This is a genomic window from Fibrobacter sp. UWR4 (assembly GCF_003149045.1).
Classification (GTDB): domain Bacteria; phylum Fibrobacterota; class Fibrobacteria; order Fibrobacterales; family Fibrobacteraceae; genus Fibrobacter.
In genome coordinates this window covers 59,865-81,721 of the sequence record NZ_QGDU01000015.1, presented here as the reverse complement: position 1 = coordinate 81,721, position 21,857 = coordinate 59,865, and the positions used below count along the sequence as shown (strand labels likewise).

Annotated in this window: 16 protein-coding genes; 6 read left to right on the top strand and 10 right to left on the bottom strand. The window is 52.9% G+C overall.

Annotation, left to right across the window (positions count from 1 at the left end):
• The first annotated feature begins 45 nt into the window (after positions 1-45).
• Together BGX12_RS16025 and BGX12_RS07860 are read left to right on the top strand one after the other, a co-directional pair.
• Positions 46-2,172 carry an OmpA family protein gene (locus BGX12_RS16025; protein WP_109735533.1) on the top strand — a complete coding sequence of 709 codons (2,127 nt, stop codon included), beginning with the start codon at positions 46-48 and terminating at the stop codon, positions 2,170-2,172.
• Positions 2,173-2,298: 126 nt separating this feature from the next.
• On the top strand, positions 2,299-3,681 hold the full coding sequence (locus BGX12_RS07860) for a hypothetical protein (RefSeq protein ID WP_111361625.1): 1,383 nt from the start codon (positions 2,299-2,301) through the stop codon (positions 3,679-3,681).
• Positions 3,682-3,733: 52 nt separating this feature from the next.
• Here the strand turns inward: BGX12_RS07860 and BGX12_RS07855 are convergent, their stop codons facing one another.
• Positions 3,734-3,937, bottom strand: a complete 204-nt coding sequence (locus tag BGX12_RS07855; protein ID WP_109735531.1) for a hypothetical protein — start codon at positions 3,935-3,937, stop codon at positions 3,734-3,736.
• Positions 3,938-4,076: 139 nt separating this feature from the next.
• Here BGX12_RS07855 and BGX12_RS07850 point away from each other — a divergent pair, with 139 nt between their 5' ends.
• Positions 4,077-5,495 carry a tetratricopeptide repeat protein gene (locus tag BGX12_RS07850; RefSeq protein ID WP_109735530.1) on the top strand — a complete coding sequence of 473 codons (1,419 nt, stop codon included), beginning with the start codon at positions 4,077-4,079 and terminating at the stop codon, positions 5,493-5,495.
• A 240-nt stretch (positions 5,496-5,735) separates the two neighbouring features.
• Here the strand turns inward: BGX12_RS07850 and BGX12_RS07845 are convergent, their stop codons facing one another.
• The 8 genes from BGX12_RS07845 to BGX12_RS07800 form a co-directional block, all read right to left on the bottom strand.
• Positions 5,736-6,749 (bottom strand): NAD(P)H-dependent glycerol-3-phosphate dehydrogenase, encoded by a 1,014-nt coding sequence (locus BGX12_RS07845; protein ID WP_109735529.1) that lies wholly within the window; start codon positions 6,747-6,749, stop codon positions 5,736-5,738.
• A 35-nt stretch (positions 6,750-6,784) separates the two neighbouring features.
• Entirely contained in the window at positions 6,785-7,423 is a 639-nt protein-coding gene (plsY, locus tag BGX12_RS07840; protein ID WP_158278200.1) for a glycerol-3-phosphate 1-O-acyltransferase PlsY, read from the bottom strand.
• Positions 7,362-8,798: a ribosome biogenesis GTPase Der gene (gene der, locus BGX12_RS07835; RefSeq protein ID WP_109735527.1), complete on the bottom strand. Its 1,437-nt coding sequence runs from the start codon at positions 8,796-8,798 to the stop codon at positions 7,362-7,364. Before der ends, plsY begins: the two co-directional genes overlap by 62 nt.
• Entirely contained in the window at positions 8,798-9,199 is a 402-nt protein-coding gene (locus tag BGX12_RS07830; protein ID WP_109735540.1) for a (deoxy)nucleoside triphosphate pyrophosphohydrolase, read from the bottom strand. Before BGX12_RS07830 ends, der begins: the two co-directional genes overlap by 1 nt.
• A 40-nt stretch (positions 9,200-9,239) precedes the next feature.
• The gene (locus BGX12_RS07825; RefSeq protein ID WP_109735526.1) at positions 9,240-10,361 is read right to left on the bottom strand and encodes an RluA family pseudouridine synthase; all 1,122 of its coding nucleotides are present in this window, start codon (positions 10,359-10,361) and stop codon (positions 9,240-9,242) included.
• An 89-nt stretch (positions 10,362-10,450) separates the two neighbouring features.
• Positions 10,451-12,118 carry an NAD(P)/FAD-dependent oxidoreductase gene (locus BGX12_RS07820; RefSeq protein WP_109735525.1) on the bottom strand — a complete coding sequence of 556 codons (1,668 nt, stop codon included), beginning with the start codon at positions 12,116-12,118 and terminating at the stop codon, positions 10,451-10,453.
• A 36-nt stretch (positions 12,119-12,154) separates the two neighbouring features.
• Positions 12,155-15,757 (bottom strand): right-handed parallel beta-helix repeat-containing protein, encoded by a 3,603-nt coding sequence (locus tag BGX12_RS07815; protein WP_158278199.1) that lies wholly within the window; start codon positions 15,755-15,757, stop codon positions 12,155-12,157.
• On the bottom strand, positions 15,757-17,679 hold the full coding sequence (locus tag BGX12_RS07800) for a FecR domain-containing protein (protein WP_109735521.1): 1,923 nt from the start codon (positions 17,677-17,679) through the stop codon (positions 15,757-15,759). The genes BGX12_RS07815 and BGX12_RS07800 overlap by 1 nt, the downstream gene beginning before the upstream one ends.
• A gap of 148 nt (positions 17,680-17,827) precedes the next feature.
• Here BGX12_RS07800 and BGX12_RS07795 point away from each other — a divergent pair, with 148 nt between their 5' ends.
• The 3 genes from BGX12_RS07795 to BGX12_RS07785 are packed head-to-tail and all read left to right on the top strand — an operon-like array spanning position 17,828 to position 19,973.
• The gene (locus tag BGX12_RS07795; RefSeq protein WP_073225660.1) at positions 17,828-18,112 is read left to right on the top strand and encodes a hypothetical protein; all 285 of its coding nucleotides are present in this window, start codon (positions 17,828-17,830) and stop codon (positions 18,110-18,112) included.
• Positions 18,112-18,636: an rRNA maturation RNase YbeY gene (gene ybeY, locus BGX12_RS07790; RefSeq protein WP_109735520.1), complete on the top strand. Its 525-nt coding sequence runs from the start codon at positions 18,112-18,114 to the stop codon at positions 18,634-18,636. The genes BGX12_RS07795 and ybeY overlap by 1 nt, the downstream gene beginning before the upstream one ends.
• Positions 18,636-19,973 carry a hemolysin family protein gene (locus tag BGX12_RS07785; protein ID WP_109735519.1) on the top strand — a complete coding sequence of 446 codons (1,338 nt, stop codon included), beginning with the start codon at positions 18,636-18,638 and terminating at the stop codon, positions 19,971-19,973. Before ybeY ends, BGX12_RS07785 begins: the two co-directional genes overlap by 1 nt.
• Positions 19,974-20,236: 263 nt before the next feature.
• Here BGX12_RS07785 and BGX12_RS07780 read toward each other — a convergent pair whose 3' ends face one another.
• Positions 20,237-21,793 carry a DUF4153 domain-containing protein gene (locus BGX12_RS07780; protein WP_109735518.1) on the bottom strand — a complete coding sequence of 519 codons (1,557 nt, stop codon included), beginning with the start codon at positions 21,791-21,793 and terminating at the stop codon, positions 20,237-20,239.
• Between the last annotated feature and the right edge of the window lie 64 nt (positions 21,794-21,857).

Below are 21,857 nucleotides of genomic sequence, written 5' to 3'. Positions count from 1 at the left end.
GTAAGTTATTATATTTGCTTCAGTTTTTTTAGGAAGGAATTAGAAATGAAAAAACTTCTTGCAGCTTCTCTGTTGGCTGCCGGTGTCGTTTTTGCACAGAACGGCATGACCGGTGGTAAGGACGGTTTGCACCAGTACAATGCCAATACCATGGGTCAGTGGCATTTTGAACTGGGTACCGGTGGTAATGTTTCCTTGGATAGCTGGTCCCTGGCTAAGGGCGGTATCGTTAAGGATGCTAGCGGTAAGGATTTCGGTATTTACGATATCGATGGCTCCTTTGCCGGTAATTTCAACTTTTCTATGGGCCTGTTTAAGTGGATGGACCTGGGTGTTAACCAGTCCCTGAACTATGACTATGCAGGTTCTAAGACCGGTTTGGAAGAAGTTCATCACATGACCACCATTGGTCTGGGTGATTTTGAAGGCTGGGTCAAGTTTGCCCTGCCCTTTACCAGCGATAGTTCCGTGTGGAGCTTTGGTGCCATGGTCCGCGCAACCGCTGCCATTGGTGAAACCGCTTCTGGTATCCGTCCTCGCCATGTGTGGTATATTGCTAAGGACGGCTTTACTGAACCTTATACCGCAAATGCTCCCACCATCGGTGCGGACTTGATCATGACTGCTGACTGGACCAAGCGTGGTACTCCGCTCCGTTGGAATACCCAGGTAGGCTTTGTCTATGTGCTGGAAGATGCTTATCCGAATGCCTTGACCTATAGTACCGGTCTGAACTGGTTTATCCACCCCAAGGTGGATGCCTTCCTGGAATACTCTGGCGAAATGCTGGTGACCGGGGACTATGCCTTTAAGTTCATGAACGAACCTAACTTCTTTACTCCGGGTTTCCGTTTCCACCTGAGCCGTTCTCTGGACCTGGGTGTGGGCTTGGAAGTTGCCTTGCGTAACGTAAAGAACCCGCTGTACAAGATGAAGGAAGAAATGAAGGATGCGGATGAAATCATCATCAAACGTTATGATGAACACGGTCGTCGTTCTACCTATGGTTATGCTTCTTCTCCGCTTTATGCTGGTGCTGCTACCTTGGTTTACCGCTTTGGTGGCGACGACGAAGATCCGGTATTGCTCGCAGCTCGTTCCTTCGCTGTAGACTCTGCCGCTCAGGCTCGTTTGGATTCCTTGCTGCAGGCTCGTGCAATGCGTGAAGATTCCCTGGCCCGTACCGATAGCGATAAGGATGGCATCGTTGACCTTAAGGACAACTGCCCCAAAACTCCGGAAGGCGCTCAGGTGGATTCCACGGGTTGCCCCATCGATACGGATAAGGATGGTGTTGCTGATGGTATTGATAAGTGCCCGGGTACCGCTGCTGGCGTACCTGTGGGTCCGGATGGCTGCGAAGCTGACTTCGACAAGGATGGCGTTCTGGATTCTAAGGACCAGTGCCCCAACACTCCGGAAGGCGCTCAGGTGGATGTAAATGGTTGCTCTCTGGATAGCGATAAGGATGGCGTACCTGATGACAAGGATAAGTGCCCCGGTACTGCCGCTGGCATCACTATCGATGACACTGGTTGCCCGCTGGACTTCGATAAGGACGGCGTTCCTGACATGAAGGATAAGTGCCCCAATACTCCGGCTGGCCTGCCTGTTGATTCTCTGGGCTGCTCTCTGGATGGCGACAAGGATGGCGTACCTGATGGTATTGACAAGTGCCCCTCTACCGAACAGGGTGTAGGCGTTGACTCCGTGGGTTGCGACCTGGACTACGACCAGGATGGCGTTCCTGACTCTAAGGACAAGTGCCCCAATACCTTGCCTGGTATCAAGGTCAAGGAAGATGGCTGCCCGGTCCGCAAGAAGGAAAACCTGGACGAATTGAAGAAGGGTATTCAGTTCAAGCTGAACTCTGCCAAGCTGACCAAGAACAGCTACGGCACTCTGGACGATATCGTTAAGCTCATGAAGCAGATTCCGGAAGCAAACCTGGAAGTCCAGGGTCATACTGACGAACTGGGTTCCGACGCTACCAACCAGAAGCTGTCTCAGGATCGCGCCCAGGCCGTGGTGGACTACTTCGTCAAGAAGGGTGTTGAATCCGGCCGCCTCCGCGCAGTTGGCTTTGGCGCTACCAAGCCTATCGCAGACAACAAGGACAAGGCTGGTCGCGAAAAGAACCGCCGTGTGGAACTGGTTCCCTACCAGAACTAACTTGACTGTCATGCCGAATGTCACCCTGAACTCGTTTCAGGGTCGGCTATGAAAAAAGACCTCTGCCCAAATGCAGAGGTCTTTTTTTGTGGTGTGATTGTGTTAAAAAAAATTATCTTTTGCAATATGAAGTCTAGATTTTTTTCGAGCTTGTTCCTTGCCGCTTGTGGTTTTGCGAGTGCCGCTGTTGGCGAAGTTTTCCAGCTAGATTTGACTCCTGGTACCAACCAGTCCGAGGCTGGTCTTTTTATGCGTAACTATAGGCCCGGTCCCGAAAGGCCTATTTTGGGTATTGGAGGCCGTGACTGGCATTTGTCCGCCAATCCTTATGCAGGTGGTGGTGCTATCCAGAGCGAGGCTGTGCGCGATACCACCAACCCTCGCGGGTATGTGGGTGCATATTTGACGGGTCACAAGAAACAGTTCGACTTTGCCTTGAACCTGGCTTTTGACAATTACGATAACCGCAATATGCGCAGCTATAAGGAACTGCAATACACGGGACATATTGGCTATAAGCTGCCCTGGATTCAGGTGAAGGCTGGCTACGATCGGGAGCATTTTGGTCCGGGTGTGTACAACAACTTGGTCTTTAACCGATCCTCGTTCCCTTACGATATGTTGTCTGTAAACCTGGATCTGGGCCCCCTTCGTGTCTATTCCTTTTATGGTAGCTTGAGGGTTGCACCTTGGGGATGGGAAGCTCCCATGGGTATCCCGGAACCGGTTCGTCAGCAGCTGACTAGCGCCATGTCCAAGGATCGTGATTTGTATGGTCACCGCTATGAATTCCGCAGCAAGAGCTTTACCTTGGGCATTAGTGAGGCTACTTTCCTTTACGATAATAATCAACCCTGGCTTTTTATTCCTACGGTGCCTCTGTTTATGGAAAAGGGGAACTTCTCCGAAAATTCCAACAACGGGGAACTGGCCTTTGATGCGGAATACAGGTTCCTGGGAATCGGCCGCGTGTACACGGAATTCCTGCTGGACGACATGGAAAGCCCGGTGAGTCTTGTAAAGAACGATAATATCGAAGCCAAGTGGGCTTGGATGGCGGGCGTTCAGCTGGATAAGAACTTCGATGTTCTGGGCCGCAGGCTTTGGGCCGGCACCGTTGCAGAATACTCCCGCGTGGAACCGTATGTCTATACTCACTTTGTGCAGAACTCTGCCCAGGCGGCCCATGCTGCCCGCCCGGTGGGTAATCCCAATGGCCCCAACAGCCAGGCTGTCGACTGGTCTCTTTACGCTCAGTACAACAACCGGTTTAGAGTGGTGCTCCACAACAAGTGGCTCTGGAAAGGTACTGACACCGGTAGCGAACTGAGTGATGTTACCCCTAGTACTAATCATATGAAGCTGCATAAGCACTTCTTAAGGGGTGCCAAGATGCAGTACGTCTTCGCGCCGTATATTAACTATCTGGTGGACCATGTGTCCTACCAGCTGGGATTCAAGCTCTTTGACGAAAAGGAATGCTACGGAAACGTAGTGCTCTGGTTCTAAAACCAAGACTTTGCAAGTGGGCTGCTGGTGGCCGCAGGGCTTTGCAGTTTTTTTACGGGCGGGTGTCCTGCCCGGGTGGCATCTTGATGTAATAGATAACGCAGGGGATAACAATTGCGAAAATCTGCAACAGGGGCAGGAACACGTTGTACCAATCCGAGGCCTGGATGTGTTCAGGTACCAGGAATGCATTTGCAAGGAGCAGCAAAATGTCCAGCAGGACGCCAGGAAGCATATAGATCAGTAAACGAGTCATGTCCACAAGATAAAAAAACGCGGTCCGTTTGGAAGTGGGCGAGTGGTAAAATCCTATAAACCTGAAAAAGCTGCCGAAAAGCACGTAACTCGTTGGCCGACAACGACTTACACGCTTTATTTTTGTTAGATTTATTCCTATGAATAAGAAGTTTTGTCTTTTTGCAGTAGCATGCCTGTTTGCCGCTTCCCAGGCAATGGCAGAAGATCCTCGTATCGCTCAGGGCCGCGTTTTTGAGTCCCAGGGTAACTTTGAGATGGCTCTGGGGGAATATCGTGCCATGCTGGCCGAGGATTCCAGAAATTCCGAAGCCTACCTGGCTGCCGCCAATGTCCGCGTGAAGATGAAGGACTACAGCGGTGCTCTTGCAAACTATCGTCTGGCTTACAAGTTTAATCCCAAGATGAGTGCCGCCTACGAAGGCGCTGCCAAGGTCTATGAACTGCTGGGCGACAAGAAGCGTGCCGAAGCAGAACGCGCCAAGGACCCCAAGAATAAACCTGCAGAAGAAGAAGTTGTGGCCGCAGTTGAAACTCCGGCTGCCGAACCTGCACCGAAGGCTGTGGAAGCTCCCAAGCCGGTGGAAACAGTTGCGGAAACACCCAAGGCTGCGGAAGCTCCCAAGCCAGCTGAAACTCCCAAGGTTGCTGAACCGGCACCCGCGCCCAAGGCTGTGGAAACTCCTAAGGTCGCAGAAGCCCCGAAGGCAGAACCTGCAAAGACTGTCGACGCATTGCCCACGGATCCGTTCGAAAAGGGCAAGGCTCTGTTCGCCGCTGGCAAGTACAACGAAGCCGCTCCCATGTGGCGTGAAGTGCTTAAGAAAACTCCTGGCCACGCTGGCGCCTATTTTTACGCTGGTCTGACCCGCTTCGAGCTGGGGGAATACGACAAGGCGGAGTTCAACCTCAAGAAGGGTCTGGAATACAAGGAAGAAGGTAACGACGCCAACTACTATCTGGCTTGCGTCTACCAGAAGTCCAACAAGACCGAATTGGAAAAGCGTTTCCTGAACAACTACTTAAAGAAGGCCGCACCTAACGCAAAGTTCCGCAGGAAGGCGGAAAGCCGTCTGGCGGAAATGGAAATGGCTAAGGCCGAAGCCGCAAAGGCTGCCGAAGAAAAGAAACTTGCAGAAGCCGCTACCGCAGCAGAACCGCAGAAGACTACCGCTGAACCGGAAGCTGTAAAGCCTGTGAAGAACGCTCCGGCTGCCGCCGCTGCCGCTCCTGTGGCCGCTACCGTCACGGATGCAGAAGGGAATGAACTTTCGATCGCTGCCGCTGTGGCGAAGTTCCGCGAAGGCAACCTGAGTGAAGCGCTCCAGTCCTACAAGACCTTGCTGGAAACTCAACAGAATCCGGAAGAACGCTATTTTACTTTGTTGCAAATGGGCAACATCTATCGCGAAATGCGCGACTTCCATAGCGCTGTAACCCGCTACCGCGAAGTTGTTCAGCAGTTCCCCGATTCCGACTGGGCAACCGAAGCAGAACGTGCTCTGGAAGACGCTGTCTGGCTGGAAAAGCACGCCAGCGAACTCCCACGAAGGAGATAAGATGCAGGGGGAGGCCCCCCTGGACCCCCAAAAAAAGGACTGCGCTATCATAGGACGAGCCTATTCAGCTTGTCCTTTTTTGTTTGAGGGGAAGCAAGCTTCCTCCTCAAAGTTTTTTATTGCGTAAACTGAGGAGGCACTTTAGTGCCCCTCAGCAAAAAAGAAAAGGCCAGCAAACGTTAGTTTGCGTAGCCGTATTCTTTTTTCGGGGTTCCAAGGGGCAGCGCCCCTTGCGACACATTAAGCCCAGTTTTCGGCCTTGAGTTCGCGGCCCCAGATTTCGTCGAAGACTTCCTTTACAGTCTTGCCGCCATAGAGCAGTGCGTACACGGCGTTGACGATAGGCATGTCCACGCCAAGCTTGTCGGCCAGAGCCTTGGTGCTACGGCAGGTGGGAACGCCTTCTGCAATCATCTTCATGCCGGCGAGAACCTGTTCGATGGTTTCGCCCTTACCGATGTGTTCGCCCACATAGCGGTTACGGCTATGCTGGGAAAGGCAAGTCACGATCAAGTCGCCCATACCGGCGAGGCCAGCGAAGGTTTCGGGATTGGCGCCCATGGCCTTGCCCAGACGACACATTTCTGCCTGACCACGGGTCAGGAGAGCTGCGCGGGTGTTGTCGCCTGCGCCGATGCCGTAAAGCACGCCAGAAGCGATTGCAATCACGTTCTTCACGGAACCGCAAAGTTCCACGCCGATGATGTCGGTAGAAGTGTAGACGCGGAGGTAGGAGCAGCTCATGGCCTTCTGGACCAGCTTTGCAGAATCTTCGTTAGTGGATGCTGCGACGATTGCGGTCAGCACATGACGGCTCACTTCTTCGGCGTGGGAAGGACCGCTAAAGGCTACCATCTTGTCGTCGGTAAGCCAAGGGACCTTTTCAAGAAGAACTTCGCTCATGAGCTGGTTGGTGCCTTCCAGGATACCCTTGGTAGCGCAAACCACTACAGGTTCCTTGCCCTTTTCGGGAGTCCACTTGCCGAGATTTTCGGCGACACCGCCCATGAACTGGGAGGGCACCACGATCATGACCATTTCCGCACCTTCGAGAGCGGCGTTCATGTCCGTAGTGTACTTGAAATCAGACGGGAAAATCACGCCAGGGAGCTTGTCCTTGTACTGATGTTCCGTAGAGAGCAAATCAACTTCGGCCTGAGAGTTTGTCCAAAAAGTGATGTCGTTCTTATTTTCGTAAATCACCTGGCCAAGAGTCAAGCCCCATCCGCCAGTACCTAAAACTGTAACTTTCATAATAAAATCCTTGTGTTCACTTAAACTATAAAAATTTAAGCCTTCGGAGTCTTTCTCTTGCTGCCGAAACCGTTTTCTGTGCCGTTCATCAAGCGCTTGATGTTACCGCGGTGCTTCACGATAATAAAGATGCCGATGAGGGAAGTGACGATAGCCAGAGGCAGAGTGAAGTTGTCGTACACCGGATAGGGTGCGCCGCAGTAGCCCATGACGGACAGAACCACCAGTACGACGCAGGCGCCGATACTACCCACGGAAACGTACTTGGTGGAAATAGTCAGGACGAGCCATACTGCAAAAGCGGTGAGTGCGGTAACGGGGCACAGGCACAGGAACACGCCCAGTGCGGCGAGAACGCCCTTGCCGCCGCGGAAGCCCGCAAAGCAAGTGTAGCTATGACCGAGAATCACCAGAAGACCTGCAACCACGGGAAGCCATGCGGTGTAGTCTGCACCACCGGCAGCGACGTCGGCTGCACACATCTTGAGGGCGATGAAGGGACCGAAGAAGCCCTTCAGCAAATCCATGAAGACTACGGGAAGAGCGGGCTTCCAGCCCAACACGCGGAAGGTGTTGGTCAGGCCTGCGTTCTTGGAGCCGTAGTCACGGATATCAAAGTTTTTTCCTTTCGCGAGTTTTGCGATCCAGATTGCGCTGGGGATCGCCCCCAACACGTACGCTATTGGAAGACTCAGTAAACTGTTCAAGTTCTTCATCCTTTCTGAGGGTTAATTTCATATCGAAGTTCAAGCGGAGGGGAGCGCCTTGGAGTTGGAACTCTTCGTAGAACTTCTTCATCAGGTAGCGCTTGTAGGATTCCGCTACCAATTCCGGAGTGCGGGTTTCGATGGCGATGACCGGCGGTTCCACCATGATCTGGCAGGCGCGAGTCAGCTGAACCACGCGGGCATTCTGGCTGGGAACAGGGTTCTCTTCCAGGAAACGTGCGAATGCCTGAGCCACGTTGTCGCGACCGAGGACGCGACGGCAGTTGGCGTAAACGGTCTGGATGGCCTGGACCACGCGGTTCACGCGCTGGCCTTCCTTGGCACTGATGGAAAGGATCGGCACGTATTCCAACATGGGTTCACGTTCCAGCATTTCCTTTACCATGTGGTCGAAGGACTTGTCGTTCTTGTTGGGGAGGATATCCCACTTGTTCAAAACGAGAACAAGACCTTTACCAGCCTTGCGGATGTCCGTAATGATGCGGAAGTCCTGAACTTCCAGACCGCGGGTGCAGTCCACCATCAGGACAGAAACGTCGGAGCGACGGATACTTTCCAGGGTGCGCATGTTGCTGAAAATTTCAACTTCGTCTTCTACCTTGGCCTTCTTGCGGAGACCTGCAGTATCTGTCACCACAAACTTCTTGCCATCTACCATGAAGTCGCAGTCGATGGAATCGCGGGTGGTACCCGGAATGTCAGAAACCACGGCGCGGTCTTCGTTCAGCAGGCGGTTGAGGAGAGTGCTCTTACCTGCATTGGGTCGACCGAGAATTGCAAAGCGGATGGGGCGTTCTTCCTTACGTTCTCCACGAACGGGAGTGGGAAGTACGGTAATCACTTCATCCAGAAGGGAAAGGCATGCGTAGCCAGTGAGGGCACTGATGGTGCGGGGCTGGCCAAAGCCAAGCTTCAGGAACTCGTAGCTTTCCTGACGGTCCTGACCGTTTTCGCTCTTGTTTGCCACAAGGATCACCTTCTTGTCCAGCTTACGGACAAGGCGTGCGAACTGCTGGTCCAGCTTGGTAATACCCACGCGAACATCCACCATGAAGAGAACCAGGTCGGATTCCTGCACGGCGTTAAAGATCTGGGTACGGACGCTGTCGGCGAGAACGTCGATGGAGTCATCCGGCAAGAATCCGCCGGTGTCCACTACGGTAAATTCATGACCCTTGAAACTCGCAGTCTGATAGTGACGGTCACGGGTAACGCCATCGCGGTCACTGACCACGGCAGCTCGGCGTCCGAGAATGCGGTTGAACAAGGAGGACTTACCCACATTAGGGCGTCCGATAATACATACGATAGGTAGTTTCATTATGTGTTAAAAGATAGTAATCTTTCCACTACGGAAATGTCCGCTGGTAACCAATTTACGGAACGAATATTTTCCAGCGTCAGCCACTGGGCGGATTCATGCTCCAGTAGGGTAGGGGTGCCCTTCACAATGTCGCAGAAGTAACAGTGCATGGTCACATGGCGGCCGGGGTAGTCCTGCTCCACCGTGCAGACGAAATCGCCGACGGAAACTTGTATGGCGAGTTCTTCGGAAAGTTCTCGGGCTAAGGCTTGCTGGTTGGTTTCGCCGGGTTCCACTTTTCCGCCGGGAAATTCCCACATCCCTTTGTAATCGCCATAACCACGTTGTGTTGCGAGATACTGTGTTACGTTGTCTGTAGTCTGGCGGATAATGCCTGCGACAACTTGTAGATACTTCATTTCGGGCATGAGTCTAACGTCGGGTAGTTGCGTCGCGAAATTATCGACGGCTGCGCTGGAAGTTGTTTTCCTTGCGTTCGTAGGGCTTTCGCTTCAGCTGGTCAATGACCGCCTGCAGTTCCTTAGGCAGCGGGCAGTCCAGAACCTTCTTTTCGCCCTGCCAGTCAAATTCCAGACGGCAGCTGTGGAGGAACAGGCGGTGGAGACCGAGGGTTTTCTTGACTTCACGATTGAGGGCGAAATCGCCGTAGCGGGAGTCGCCCAGCAGGGGGTGGCCAATGCTTGCGAAGTGTGCGCGGATCTGGTGCATACGGCCAGTTTCCAGCTGGATCTTCACCAGGTCATAACCGATGTAGTGCTGCTTCACGCGGTAGTGGGTGATAGCTTCCTTGGCGTCCTTGTCATCCTGGCCTACCTTCATCTTGCTGCCCTTGGCGGCATCGGTGCGGGTCAGTTTTTCGCTGATGGTGCCGCGTTCCTTGGTGAGGTTTCCCTTCACCAGGGCGTAGTAATACTTGTCCACTTCGTGTTCGCGGATCATGCGGGTCAGTTCACGGAGGGTGTCGCCGTGGAGGGCCACCAGCAACATGCCGGAAGTTTCCTGGTCCAGGCGGTGAGCGATGGTGGGCTTAAAGTCCAGCTGTTCCTTGCGGCCCCATTCCCACAGGTATTCCACCAGGCTTTCGCCGGGCTTGGTTCCGCTGCCGGGCTGACTTGCAAGTCCCGAGGGCTTGTTCACCACCATATAGTCTTCGGTCTGGATTACAATATCCAGTTCCTGTGCGCCCCAGTTGGACTGCTTTTCGGCGCCGGTCATGGTCTTGCCCCAGGTGGACTTGTTCTTTGCAAATCCAGTGACTGCGGATTTATCGCGGGCTTCGGTACCGGGGAAGGCGATGAGGTTGTCCGCCTTGAACTGTTCGGACTGTTCGCGGCTCATGTCCTTTTCTTCTTCGGAAACGGACTTGAAATTTTCGTAGATGTTCACCAGGTCCCCTTCCTGCAACATCTGGTTGGCCTTGGCCACGACTCCGTTGACGCGGACCTTCTTCTTGCGAATGACGGAGAAAAATACGGACAGGGATTCCTCGGGAAAAGCCTTGCGGAGGAATCGGTCGAGACGCATATTTGCGAAGTTGCGGTCAATCTGGCGAGTAATCATGTTTTAGTGATTAGTGATTAGTGGTTAGTGATTAGTGGTTGGTGATTGGCGGACGTTTTGTTTTTGAATTACTGTCTACTAACCACTGTCTACTGTTTACTTCTTTTTGCGTAATGTGCGAGGCGGATTCCGTCGGCGGCGCTAGTGACGATACCACCGGAGTAACCAGCGCCTTCACCCAGGACGTACAATCCCTTGGTGTTGACGCTTTCCAAAGTTTCGTTGTTGCGGGTAATGCGCAGCGGGGAACTGGTGCGGGTTTCGGGAGCCACAATCAGCCCTTCTTCAATGAATCCCGGAATTTTCTTGTCGAAGTTCTGGAAGCCTTCCGCCAGGGATTTGCAGATGGTCTTGTCCATCCAATCCCAGAGATTGCTGTTCACTAACCCGCAGGGATATGTGGTCTTGGGAAGATTCTTGTCTACCCGCTTTGCCAAAAAATTCTTGATGGTCTGAGCCGGCGCCGCATAATTCTTGCCGCCTACCGCATAGGCGTCTGCTTCAATCTTGCGCTGCAGATCGAGGCCGCCAAAAAGGGTGCCTGCGGTCTTGATATCAAAACCTTCTGCCCCCGGCGTAATGGGCACTGCAATGGCGCCGTTGGCCAAAGGTCCGTTACGGTGACTGTAGCTCATGCCGTTGGTGGCCAGGGTTCCGGGTTCCGATGCACACGGGACTAGAACGCCACCGGGACACATGCAGAAACTGTAGGCGGAGCTGGTCTTGTTCAGCGTCGGTGTCGCCAGGAAATATTCTGCGGCACCTGTGAGCTTGGTGTCTATATCGCGGCCCAGCTGACGCATGTTGATCAGCATCTGAGGGTGTTCCACTCGGACGCCCATGGCGAAAGCCTTGCTTTCCAGGGTGACGCCGCGGGCATGGAGCATCTCGTATATGTGGCGGGCGGAATGACCTACCGCAAGGACGAGGGCCTCGCAATTCTGCCATCGGCTGGGGCAGATTTCTGCAAAGTTCGCGGACGGGGTTTCGCCGAGGTTGCGGCGGGATACGTCCCGAAGCTTGATGGCGCAAATGCGGCCGTCCTTGATTTCGATATCTTCCAGCGTGGTGCTGTAATGGATGCGGCCGCCCAGTCGTGCGATTTCTGCACGGAGTTTACGCAACATCAGGACCAGTCGATCGGTTCCGATATGGGGCTTTGCAAATGTCACCACGGATTCGTCTACGCCAAAGCTTACCATGTCCTTCAGGACGGCTTCGGAAAAGAGGTTGCGACTGCGGGTGTTCAGCTTTCCGTCACTGAAGGCGCCTGCGCCGCCTTCGCCATAGAGCACGTTGCTGTAGGCGTTAAATTCACGGTTCACAAAGAACTTGCGGATATCGCGGAAGCGTTCTTCTACTAGCTTGCCCTGCTCGTAGAGATCCACCTGGAATCCCTTACGTAACAGATGGAGGGCTGCCCACAGCCCGCTGGGACCTGCGCCGATCACATCCACATGGGAGGCCATGGGGACTGTATTACGGAGGGGGTCGTTTTCCAGAGATTCTGTTTCGCGGGTGGCTTCTACCAGACCCTTCGCGTGATTACCTGTGGCACGCAGCTGGCGCTTGACCTCGAAAATCACGTTGTACGACCACTTGGGATCTCCCTTGCGGCGGCTATCCAGAGAGAAGCGTTCCACCTGAAGGTTGAAAATCTCTTCGGGATGGATTCGTAGTTCCCGGGCAAGCGCTGCACGGTATTCCCCCTTCTTGGAAAGGGCGACGGGAAGTTCTCTGTAGCGGTAGGTAAACATCAGTGGCAAAGATAGAAATTTTGCCTCGTCTGTTTCCTAGAAGACGTAGTTTAGTCTTACGCCACCGAAAATATCCTTGTATTCGTTACTGAGGTTGTCCGGGCGGTAGTACAGGCCTGCTCCGGTGTACCATTCGGAATAGAAGGACTTGGTGTGGTTAATGCGCAGGCTCAGATTGCCTGCCACATCCACTTCGGTATCTTCCTTTTCTTCTTCGCCATCTTCCCAGCTGGTGCTCAGGTAACGGAACTGGGCGTCTGCGCTAAACACCAGGAAGCGGCTCATGAAGGGCATCTCGAATTCATCCTCGATGGTCACTTCTGCTTCGCTCATATTGTCGCGGGTGTAGCTTTTGAATCGGGGCGTAATGGCAAAACGGTTCTGGAGCATGCTCAGTGTGGTGGTGACAGACATGGGGTATGCCTGGTCAAAGTAGTCGGCACCGCCGTAGTAGTAACCCAGCTTTTCCCAGGTGGTATCGGCGAAGTTGAACTTACTTGCAACGCTGTCCTTCTCGAATTCAGAAATATCGGAACGAACGGTCCAGCGGCCGCCAGCCTTGAATACGGACTTGTAGGCTCTTAGGGTTCCGTTCAGGCTAAAGACGTGCTTGAGGGATTTTTCTTCCAGGCCGGATGCCAGGTATTCTTCGGTGTAGGTGGAGGTGTACTGGAACCAGCGATCTTCATCCACTTCGACTTCTTCGCCATTGTCGTTGATGATGGTGGTTGCCTTGTCCTTGCGGGGCTTGAACCACTTGTCCTTATAGATGCCATCATTCATGATGTAGCTGCCGTGGAGCTGAGTGGGGCGATTCTGGGTTCTGTATTCCAGGTTGTAGCCCACCTTCACGTCCAGAGAGGGATTGATCTTGAAGGAGTTTTCGAGATTGAAGTTCTGGATGTACTTGGTACGGTCATTGTCCAGTTCGTGTTCTTCCAGCCATTCGTCGGATGCGCTCTGGAAGAAGCCCCAGCGGGTGCCTTCCCCAAGGCCGAACAGGTTGGTCTTGCTTCCGGTGCCTGCGTTTTCCACGTTCAGGTCATAGCTGAAATTCAAGGTCCAGAAGTTGGTAATGATCTGTTCCAATTCGCCGCCGAACTCACGAGTGTCGGACAGCTGATTCGGAGAGCCCACGCTGTAGAAGTCTTCGCCTACGTACTTGATGTGGCCGGAAATCTGGGTCTTGTAAATTTTCCAGTAGAGGCTTGCTCCGATTGCAAAATTCTGGCTGCCCCAGTTGAGACCTGCCACACGGCCGTCGTCCACGTCATCCTCGTTGCTATCCTTAGCTCTCTTGGCTTCCTCGATCAGGTGTTCCAGAAGGGAACGCATTTCGTCGGGATTGAGGGTGGAATTTTCACCGAAGATTTCCTGCAGTTCCGTAGTGGACAGGGTGGCAATCCTCTTGGGATGTTCCATCAACTGACGTAACTTGGTGAAGTTGCTTACGCTGATGCCTTCTGCGGAAAACACCTTGTTGATGGCGCGTTCGGACATGACCTGTGCGGTATCTGCACGACCCACGGCGATCATACCTTTCAGTTCGATATCGCCCGGATAGAAGAGCCAGTTACCGTCGGCGTAGGCGGTAAGGGACTTCTGGATGGGTTCGCTGGTCAAGTCGCTATGAGTGTCTCCGTCGCGGAACAGCGGTTCCTCGATTTCGTCGTTTGCGTAAAGGATACCGAGGGTTGCGTCAAATCTGCGGAGAGGAGCCCACTTGACCTGGCCGCCATAAACCATGCGCTGTGCCTGGGTTTCGCCTTCCTCGATGTAGTCGTTGTACAGGTACGGATGGCGGTCGCCAATCAGGTAAGGCCTGCGATTTTCGCCACCGAAAGCATTGAACTGAAGGAGCGGCTGGTCGGCGTTGTTCTTGGAAAGGGACAAGGTGTAGTCCACGCCGAACAGGGGCATGGAGGACATGTAGATGTCGCCGCCAATCTTCTGGTTGTCGCCTACGATAAGCTGGTGCTTGTTGTCCTTATAAGTCAAGGAAACAGGGTTGGGGGAGAAGTGATTCCAGGAATCAGCCGTCATGTCGGTGTTGAACTCGATGGTCTTTCCGTCGGGGGAAGTCATGAGCATGTAGACGCTTGCCTCGCCGCCAAAGCCAGGAACCTGGAAGGTGTTCTTGTAATGCTTCTTGTAGGCGATGGTGTCTTCACCCACGATATCGGGCGTCTGGCTGTGATTCTTGCGGGTCTGTACGTAGTGGTAGTTGCCACCCAGCATTACGTTACCGATAATGGACCAGCTACCGGCTGTGGTGTCGCTGGTACGGGATTCATTTTCCTTGTTGGCGATCAGTTCCCCGATTTCTTCTTTTCCTTTTGACATTCGGATCTGGACGCCGGGAATTTCGGGATCGGCAGGTAGGGTTGCGACAATCCCATCTACATTGGAGTTGAAGTCCTTGACGTTACCGGAAATGCTTCCGATGACGGACTTGTCCAGAACTTCCTTGGATGCTGCACCCAGCTTGTTCTTGGTGATACTGGTGTTGACGGTTGTCAGGTAGGCGTTGCCCTTGTCCAATATAGCGACGTCGTTATCCTCGATGGTAGCGGTGATAATGTCGGTCTGGGCCAATTCGGAATTCAGGATGGCGACCTTGTTGTTCAGCAACTTGACTCGCTGAATATCGGAAATGGAGTGGTTTGCCAGATGGAGGGCTGCACCTGCATTATCGAAGAAGTAGCTGTCGCTGATGTTCAGCTTGGAGTTTCTCGCGAAGACACCACGGCTAGCAGTTTTCTCGATGGTGGAGGACTGCATTTCCAGACTGCTGTTTTCCAGAATGATGCCGTTTTCGGCTCCGGTAATGGTGGCGTAGCGGATTTCGGACTTCATGTCACCGGACAGGTAAATGCCCTTCCAGTCACCTTTTTTCGGTGCGGTTGCTGCGGACTTAAATACAACACCCTGGTTTCGGGTGCCTGCGATAATGAGCTGGCCCTGAACGTCAAGAGCGGTGTTGGGGGCGAACTGAAGGACTACGCCCGGTTCGATGACCAGAACCATGTGGGGGCCGACGAAAACGTTTTCTCCCACCAGGTAGGGGGACTTGTCAGCCTTCAGGAATCCGTGGAGATTTCCACCGATCTTGGTGCCTTTCTGCAAAAGAACAGGAACTTCTTCATCCGGAATAAATACGCTGGGATTGTTCTGTACCACGGGTGCGGCAGGCGCTTCTGCCACAGGTGCCGGTTCTGCAACGGGAGCGGGTTCTGCAACGGGAGCGGGTTCTGCAACGGGAGCGGGTTCCGCAACGGGAACGGGTGTTTCGGCTACAGGAGTGGGAACTTCTGCCGGTGCGGTCGGTGCTGCAACTTCTGCGGGCTGAGATGCCGGTTCTGCAACGGGAGCGGGTTCTGCAACGGGAACGGGAACTTCTGCCGGTGCGGTCGGTGCTGCAACTTCTGCGGGCTGAGATGTCGGTTCTGCAACGGGAGCGGGTTCCGCAACGGGAGCGGGTGTTTCAGCTACAGGAGCGGGAGCTTCGGCTGCCTGGGGGGCAGGTGCTACTGCCGGTGCGGCTGCAGGCGCAGCAGGTGCTGCTGCAGTATTCGCATCTTGTGCCAGGGCCATAGCGGTGGTCATGGCGACTGCGGTCATCACGAAAGGCATCTTCATTACTTCACCTCGCTAGACTTGGACGTGTTGCTGGATGTGGCGTCAAAGGTCTTGGAAGCCTTGATGATGGCGCCGTTCTTCATGATTACGTCAATATTTACGGTAACCTTGGTTCCCCAGGACAGTTCCACCTGGTGGTCCACGGAATTGGACTGGAGGCTGGAGCCCTTGATGATGACTTTCTTCTTGTCCTGCTGGGAAATGGCGATTTCCTTGATGTACACAGGATCATTTTCGGTCATGCCGTTAATGGTGAAGTGCAGGTTACGATAGAGGATGGTGCTTGCTCCGGGAGGCGGACGGGGAACGCGGAGACGTTCGTAGGGACCATTACGGAGGCTGATGGAGAACTTGTCGCTTACGGGGTAGCAGCCCAGCTTGCGGCTAATGCTGCTCTTGTGACCTGCCTGGTCCGTGACCTGGAAGTTATAGTCGTGGATACCTGTGGCAAGATTTACGGTTGCCTTGCCGTCGTTCTGGAAGGTCTTGTCCATCATGGGGGCGCCATCCAGATAGGGAGTAAGGATTACGATATCGCCGTTTGCTTCGCCCACTTTCAGTTCCGCGCTACATTTGATTTCGTCAGCGGCAATGAAGGTAATAGAGGGGGCTGTTATATTCACGTCGGGGCAGCTCTTGTTGATGCTCAGTTCAGCGGTAGCCGTTTCCTTGCCGAAAGTATTGGATTCGTACTCCACCTTGATCTGCTTTTCGTTCCAGTTGCCAATCTTGTCGTTTACCGGAATGGAATAGTTGAACTTGCCGTTGCTAAACAGCAGAAGCAGGTTGGTTTCGGAAGATTTCTTGCCTACGCTTACACGGAGGGATGCAGACGGGTCGCTAGGATCGAAGGTGCCTTCCACAGTGGCAAGTCCCTTTTCGCAGACGTTGATCACAGGGCCGGATGTCAGTTCCAGCTTGTTGTGTACGTGGACGGTGTCCTTTTTGACGGTGTCTTCTGCCACAGCCTTGAAGTAAGTCTTCAAAAGGCCGCAATCGGCGGTAAAATTGTTCACGGAGCAGGTGAGGGGGAACTTCTTGTCGCCTTCGGTATCGGAAGCCCAGCCGGTAGATACGGAAATTTCTTCGCCAGTGGAGGCGATGGTCTGGCCGGCGATCGTTACGTTGATTCCAGGCTTACAGATGGCCTTCAGGGTAACGGAATTTTCCCGGATAGTGTCGGGGAGGTTGCTGGTATTGCACTGGAGGGAATCCTTGAGGGTGTTCAGCATTTCGGTATACTTGCTGTCCTTTTCCTTGGCCAACTTGATGATGGAATCCAGGGAAACGGTGGAATCGCTAAAGTAGCCTTCCACTTCCTTCAGGAAGTCCATTTCACCGGAGGCCGCCAGTTCTACCACCTGATATGTACCGTCGGCACCAGGCAGGAGGGTCTGGCCTCCGCCAATGGTGTAGCTCTTGTTTCCGATAGTCAGCTCGAGGGCACCTTCGTGGAGGGAGGCGAATGCCATGCCGTTGGGCAGTTCCGCAAACACACCTTCGGTACCGCGGATTGCTGCAGTAGCCGTACCGGTAGAGAACTTGATGGAACTCTTGGCGTTTGCCTGCTTCTGGACGCTGAACTTCACGCGGCCTTTCTTGATCTCGGCGGAGAAGTTGTTGACCCCGTCCTCGGAGAGCAGTTCGGGAATTTCCACCAGGGAGTTTTCGTCGATAGTGAGGGAACTGCCGTCGGGAAGGCTAATAATGACCTGTTCTTCCAAAACCGTGCGGATTTTGTCGAACTGGTTCACCTTTTTACCGCTCTGGCGAATGGATTTCCAGTCGCTCTTGCCGTATTTCATGATCTGGGGGTCGCCCAGGGTAAAGGTAATCTTGCCGGAACCGGATTTGGCGGCAGAAAAGCATGCTAGGACCGCAATGAATAGCGATATCGCCTTAAAATACTTAGAAAAAGTCATATTGCCTCACTAAATGAATGCAAACCGAAATAAATATATGTATTTTTCTTTACACACCCGAGGCAGTCGTAGTCTCGGAAGGTAAGAAAAACGCGACTTTTTTCAAAGCAAATTGAAAGAAGTTCGTTTTGCAACCCAAAGGATAATTATGGAAGTTGAAGAATTGACCGTTGCCTTTAGCGACGAAGACTCTGGCGAAGAAGTTATCAAGGAACTGGGTAAGGAAATCCTTTCCAAGGGTGCATGGCCTACTGTCATGTTCCACTATCAGGAAAAGGATCCCAAGACTGGTGATTTCGGTGAACCTAAGGTGAGTCTCCGCCGTTACCGCAAGATGAATGGCAACTTCAAGGCACAGGGCAAGTTCAAGATTACTGGAAAGGCCCAGGCCGAAGCAATCATCGAAGTTCTCAAGAAGTGGTACAATATCTAATGGACCCTGCTAGTAAAAAGGTTACTAAGAAAGCTACCCAGAAGGTAGCCCCTAAGGCAGCCAAGAAGGTTGCCGCTCCCGAATACAACATCGATTTCCTCCTGGAAGGGGACATCGATGTTTTCCCGTATAAGGACAAGTTCGAAAAGATGGCCAGGAAGCTTCTTGCCGAAGAAGGCAAGGAGAAGGATGTGAACATCGTCCTGTGCTCCGATGAATTTGTTCGTGAAATGAACAAGAACTACCGCGGTCTGGACAAGGTGACCGACGTGCTTTCCTTCGAATGGCATGCGGAATTCCCCGGCGAACCGGAAATGCTTGGCGAAATCTATATCGCCAAGGAGCAGGTAAAGCGCCAGGCTCCGGAATACGGCAATACGTTCTTTGCCGAAATGAAGCGAGTGATTGTTCATGGCCTTCTCCATCTGTCCGGATACGACCATATCAAGGCCGCCGACCGTAAGGTCATGCGCGCCCGTGAATGCGAATTCCTGGGTCTTGATCCCTACAAGGAGAAAGACTAATGGAAAATGCCGATAGTTGGGCGATAGCCTTTCTCGCTCTCTTTTTGATTGTCTCTTTCTCCTTCTCCCTGGTGAAGGCCTCCTTCAGCGCTATCTATGCAAAGCGCGACGCCAAGGACCGTGAAGGACGTGAAGAAAAAGTGGCTGCCCTGGTAGAACTGGGCGGCTTCAACGAGACCATTTCCATCGGTCGAATTTTCTGCAACGTAGGTAGTGGCGTTCTTGGCTTCTACCTGTTCGAGATGATTCCCTGGGACTGGATTCAGCAATACTGGATCCTGGCTTTTGCGGCATATATCGTCGTGGCTTGCATCATTATCTACACCTTCACCGTGTTCTTTGCAAACCTGCTGGGAAACCTGAAGCCGGACACCCTGGCCGTGGTTTTGATTCCGCTGTATCGCTATATCCGCTTGCCCTTTATTATTCCCGCAAAGATTTGCCACTCCCTGTTTGTGACATCCCTGAAGGGAATGGGTTACGATTCCAAGCTGAGCTTCCTTCCGGAAGAGCGCCGCGATGCGGTGCAGGCGGACTTGTCTGACGATAATGGTCAAGACGGGGAAGGCCTGGAAAAGGAAGAACGCCAGATGATCCTGAACATCTTTGACTTCGTGGAAACTCCCGTCCGTGAAATCATGACGCCTCGCGTGGACATGTGCGCTATCGACGTGGACACTTCCCTGGACGATCTGGTGAAGGTCCTGAACAGCGAACGTCATTCCCGACTGCCTGTCTATAAGGAGACGGTGGATAATATTGTGGGTATTCTTTCGAACCGTGATTTCCTCCAGTGGTATACGGAGCGTCACGAGAATGAAGCTTTTGATATTATGAAGCTGGTCATGCCGCCTGTATTTGTACCATACCACAAGAAGATCGACGATATGCTTACGGAACTCCGCAAGACGGGCAACCAGTTGGCTATTGTGGTGGATGAGTACGGTGGAACTGCTGGTCTTGTCACTCTGGAAGATATCCTGGAAGAAATCGTCGGTGAAATTCGCGACGAAGACGACGTGGATGAAGACGAGGATGTGCAGAAGCTGAAGGATGGCCGCTACATCCTGGATCCGCTGATGACATTGTCTGACCTGGAATACGAACTGGGTGTGGAACTGGAAGCACCGGAAAATTCCCATGTGGAAACTCTTTCCGGTTTGATTCAGGCTACCTTGGGGATTATTCCGTCCCCCGGTGCGGAAGTCGTCATTAAGGGGTATACCTTTAGAGTACTCAAGATGGACGGCACCCGCATGGAGAAGGTTCTAATGATTCAGCCGGGCAAGGCAAAGCCTAAAAGCGCTCCCCGCACACAGGCATTCAAGATTGTGTAGGGATGGCCGCAGGGGGCTCCGGGCAGGGGTTGTGCGTTCAGGAGGCTCCGCCTTCGGCTCCACCCGGCTTCGCCGGACTCCTTCACTAAACAACGCCTGTCCCTCCGCCCGTACTCGCGGGCGTTTTTCGTTTCCGGAATGTAGGGATGCATCGGGATGTTTCGTTCCCGTCGGGTGTTGGCTTCGGGCTGGGCATTGTTCGTTCACGAGGCTCCGCCTACGGCTCCACCCGGCTTCGCCGGACTCCTTCAGTTTGTTTCGGGTTATTTCAGGAATAGGTATCCGGATAGGGTGATGTAATCGCGGGTGGTGTCGGGGTATAAGGTGGCTTCGATCCTGTGGAGCACTAGGGTAGCATTGGGATTGTTCAGCTCCAGCGGGGAGAGGGTGTCGGTATGGACTCCGTCGGGAACTTGAATGTCGGCTAGGGCTATGGAGAATGTTTCTGTCAGGGAATCTCTATAGTTTACGCTAAATACGAGCGTATCGTTCCTGACGCTTATTAGATTATCGGGAATGTGTCGGTATTCCTGGAGGAACATGTCCTTGCTGCCCTGGGGGATTGCGATGGCTTTCTGCTTGCTGATGCGGAATGTGTATTCCTTGTAATCAGGCTCTGGTTTTTCGCATTCGGTGCAATTAAATTCCGGGCTTTCGTCACTCACGGTGGATTCGTGTATGATGTTGTGAAGTTTAATCCTTTCGGTGATGTAAGGAACGTTGAAGGGGCTGATGGAAATGGCCAGGTTGGTGATGCAGAGGCTGGCGATAATCCACCAGATTTTCTTCTTGATTTTCTTGATGAGAAGTATTGCCATGGCGCCGAAGAACCAGAAATTCAGCACGATCAGGTAGACGTCGGAGGACTCTACATAAGAGGAACTTAAGGCCTGGAACAAGTCTTTTGTCATGAGGGGCAGCAGGGGGAGAACTGCGATGGGAAAAATTTTTAGCAGGACTTTGTCGAAGGATTTTTTCTGCTGGAGGTGTGCGGGGTAGAGCAATAGACTCACGAGAATTACGGCGACGGCTGCGATGATGACAAAGATGGTGGGCTCATAGCTGGAAATGTGGGTGCTGGAAAAAGATCGGATTCCATAGACGTAAAGGAGCACCAGGTAAATCGCCAGTACAGGCATAAAAAGGAAGTGCAGGGCTCCGGAAATAAATTTGTGGAGAGGCTTTTGCTCTTCTAGTTCCTTCATGTTGGGCATGCCTGCCAGGACGATGACTGGCGCCATAAATTCCCAGCAGATTTCCATGACGAACTGCATAAAGATTTTCTCGACGTCTATTCCGAATAGGATTTCGCAGCAGAAAAGGAGCAAGGCTACTGCACCGACAAATAGTCCTGTGATGATTAAGGCGATAAAGATTGCCTTGATGGTCCGTCCGATAAAGTTCCAGAGGAAAATGTCCGTCTTTCCTTTGAGGGAGGGAACCAGCAGGATTGAACAAATGAGGGCAATGGCGATGGAAGAAAGATAGAGCGGTGCGTACTTAAAGGACCCGAATATCAGGACGCCCGTGGTGGCGGCGATGATCCCGTGCAAAATCAATTGTTTGCAGGCGTTAATGGGTCTGTAGCGTTCCTGGTAAAATTCCAGCATCTCGCTCAGGCTTGCGGACATGGCGGAGAATGTGAGTGCCCAGCTAATGAACTTAAAATGACTTTCCAGTAGAAACGGATTGCGTTCGGCAATCTGGGTGACTCCGATGGACAGGAGTGTAATGAATACCAGGAAGCCGATGGTTACGGGGAATCGCTTGAAAGCAGTGGAGAGCTGTAGCGGATACTGCTTGATTTTGTCAAAGGCCATAAAAAATCCCTCAAGAACGCTGTTCTTAAGGGAAAATATAAAATTGCGGGATGGCCTAACAAGA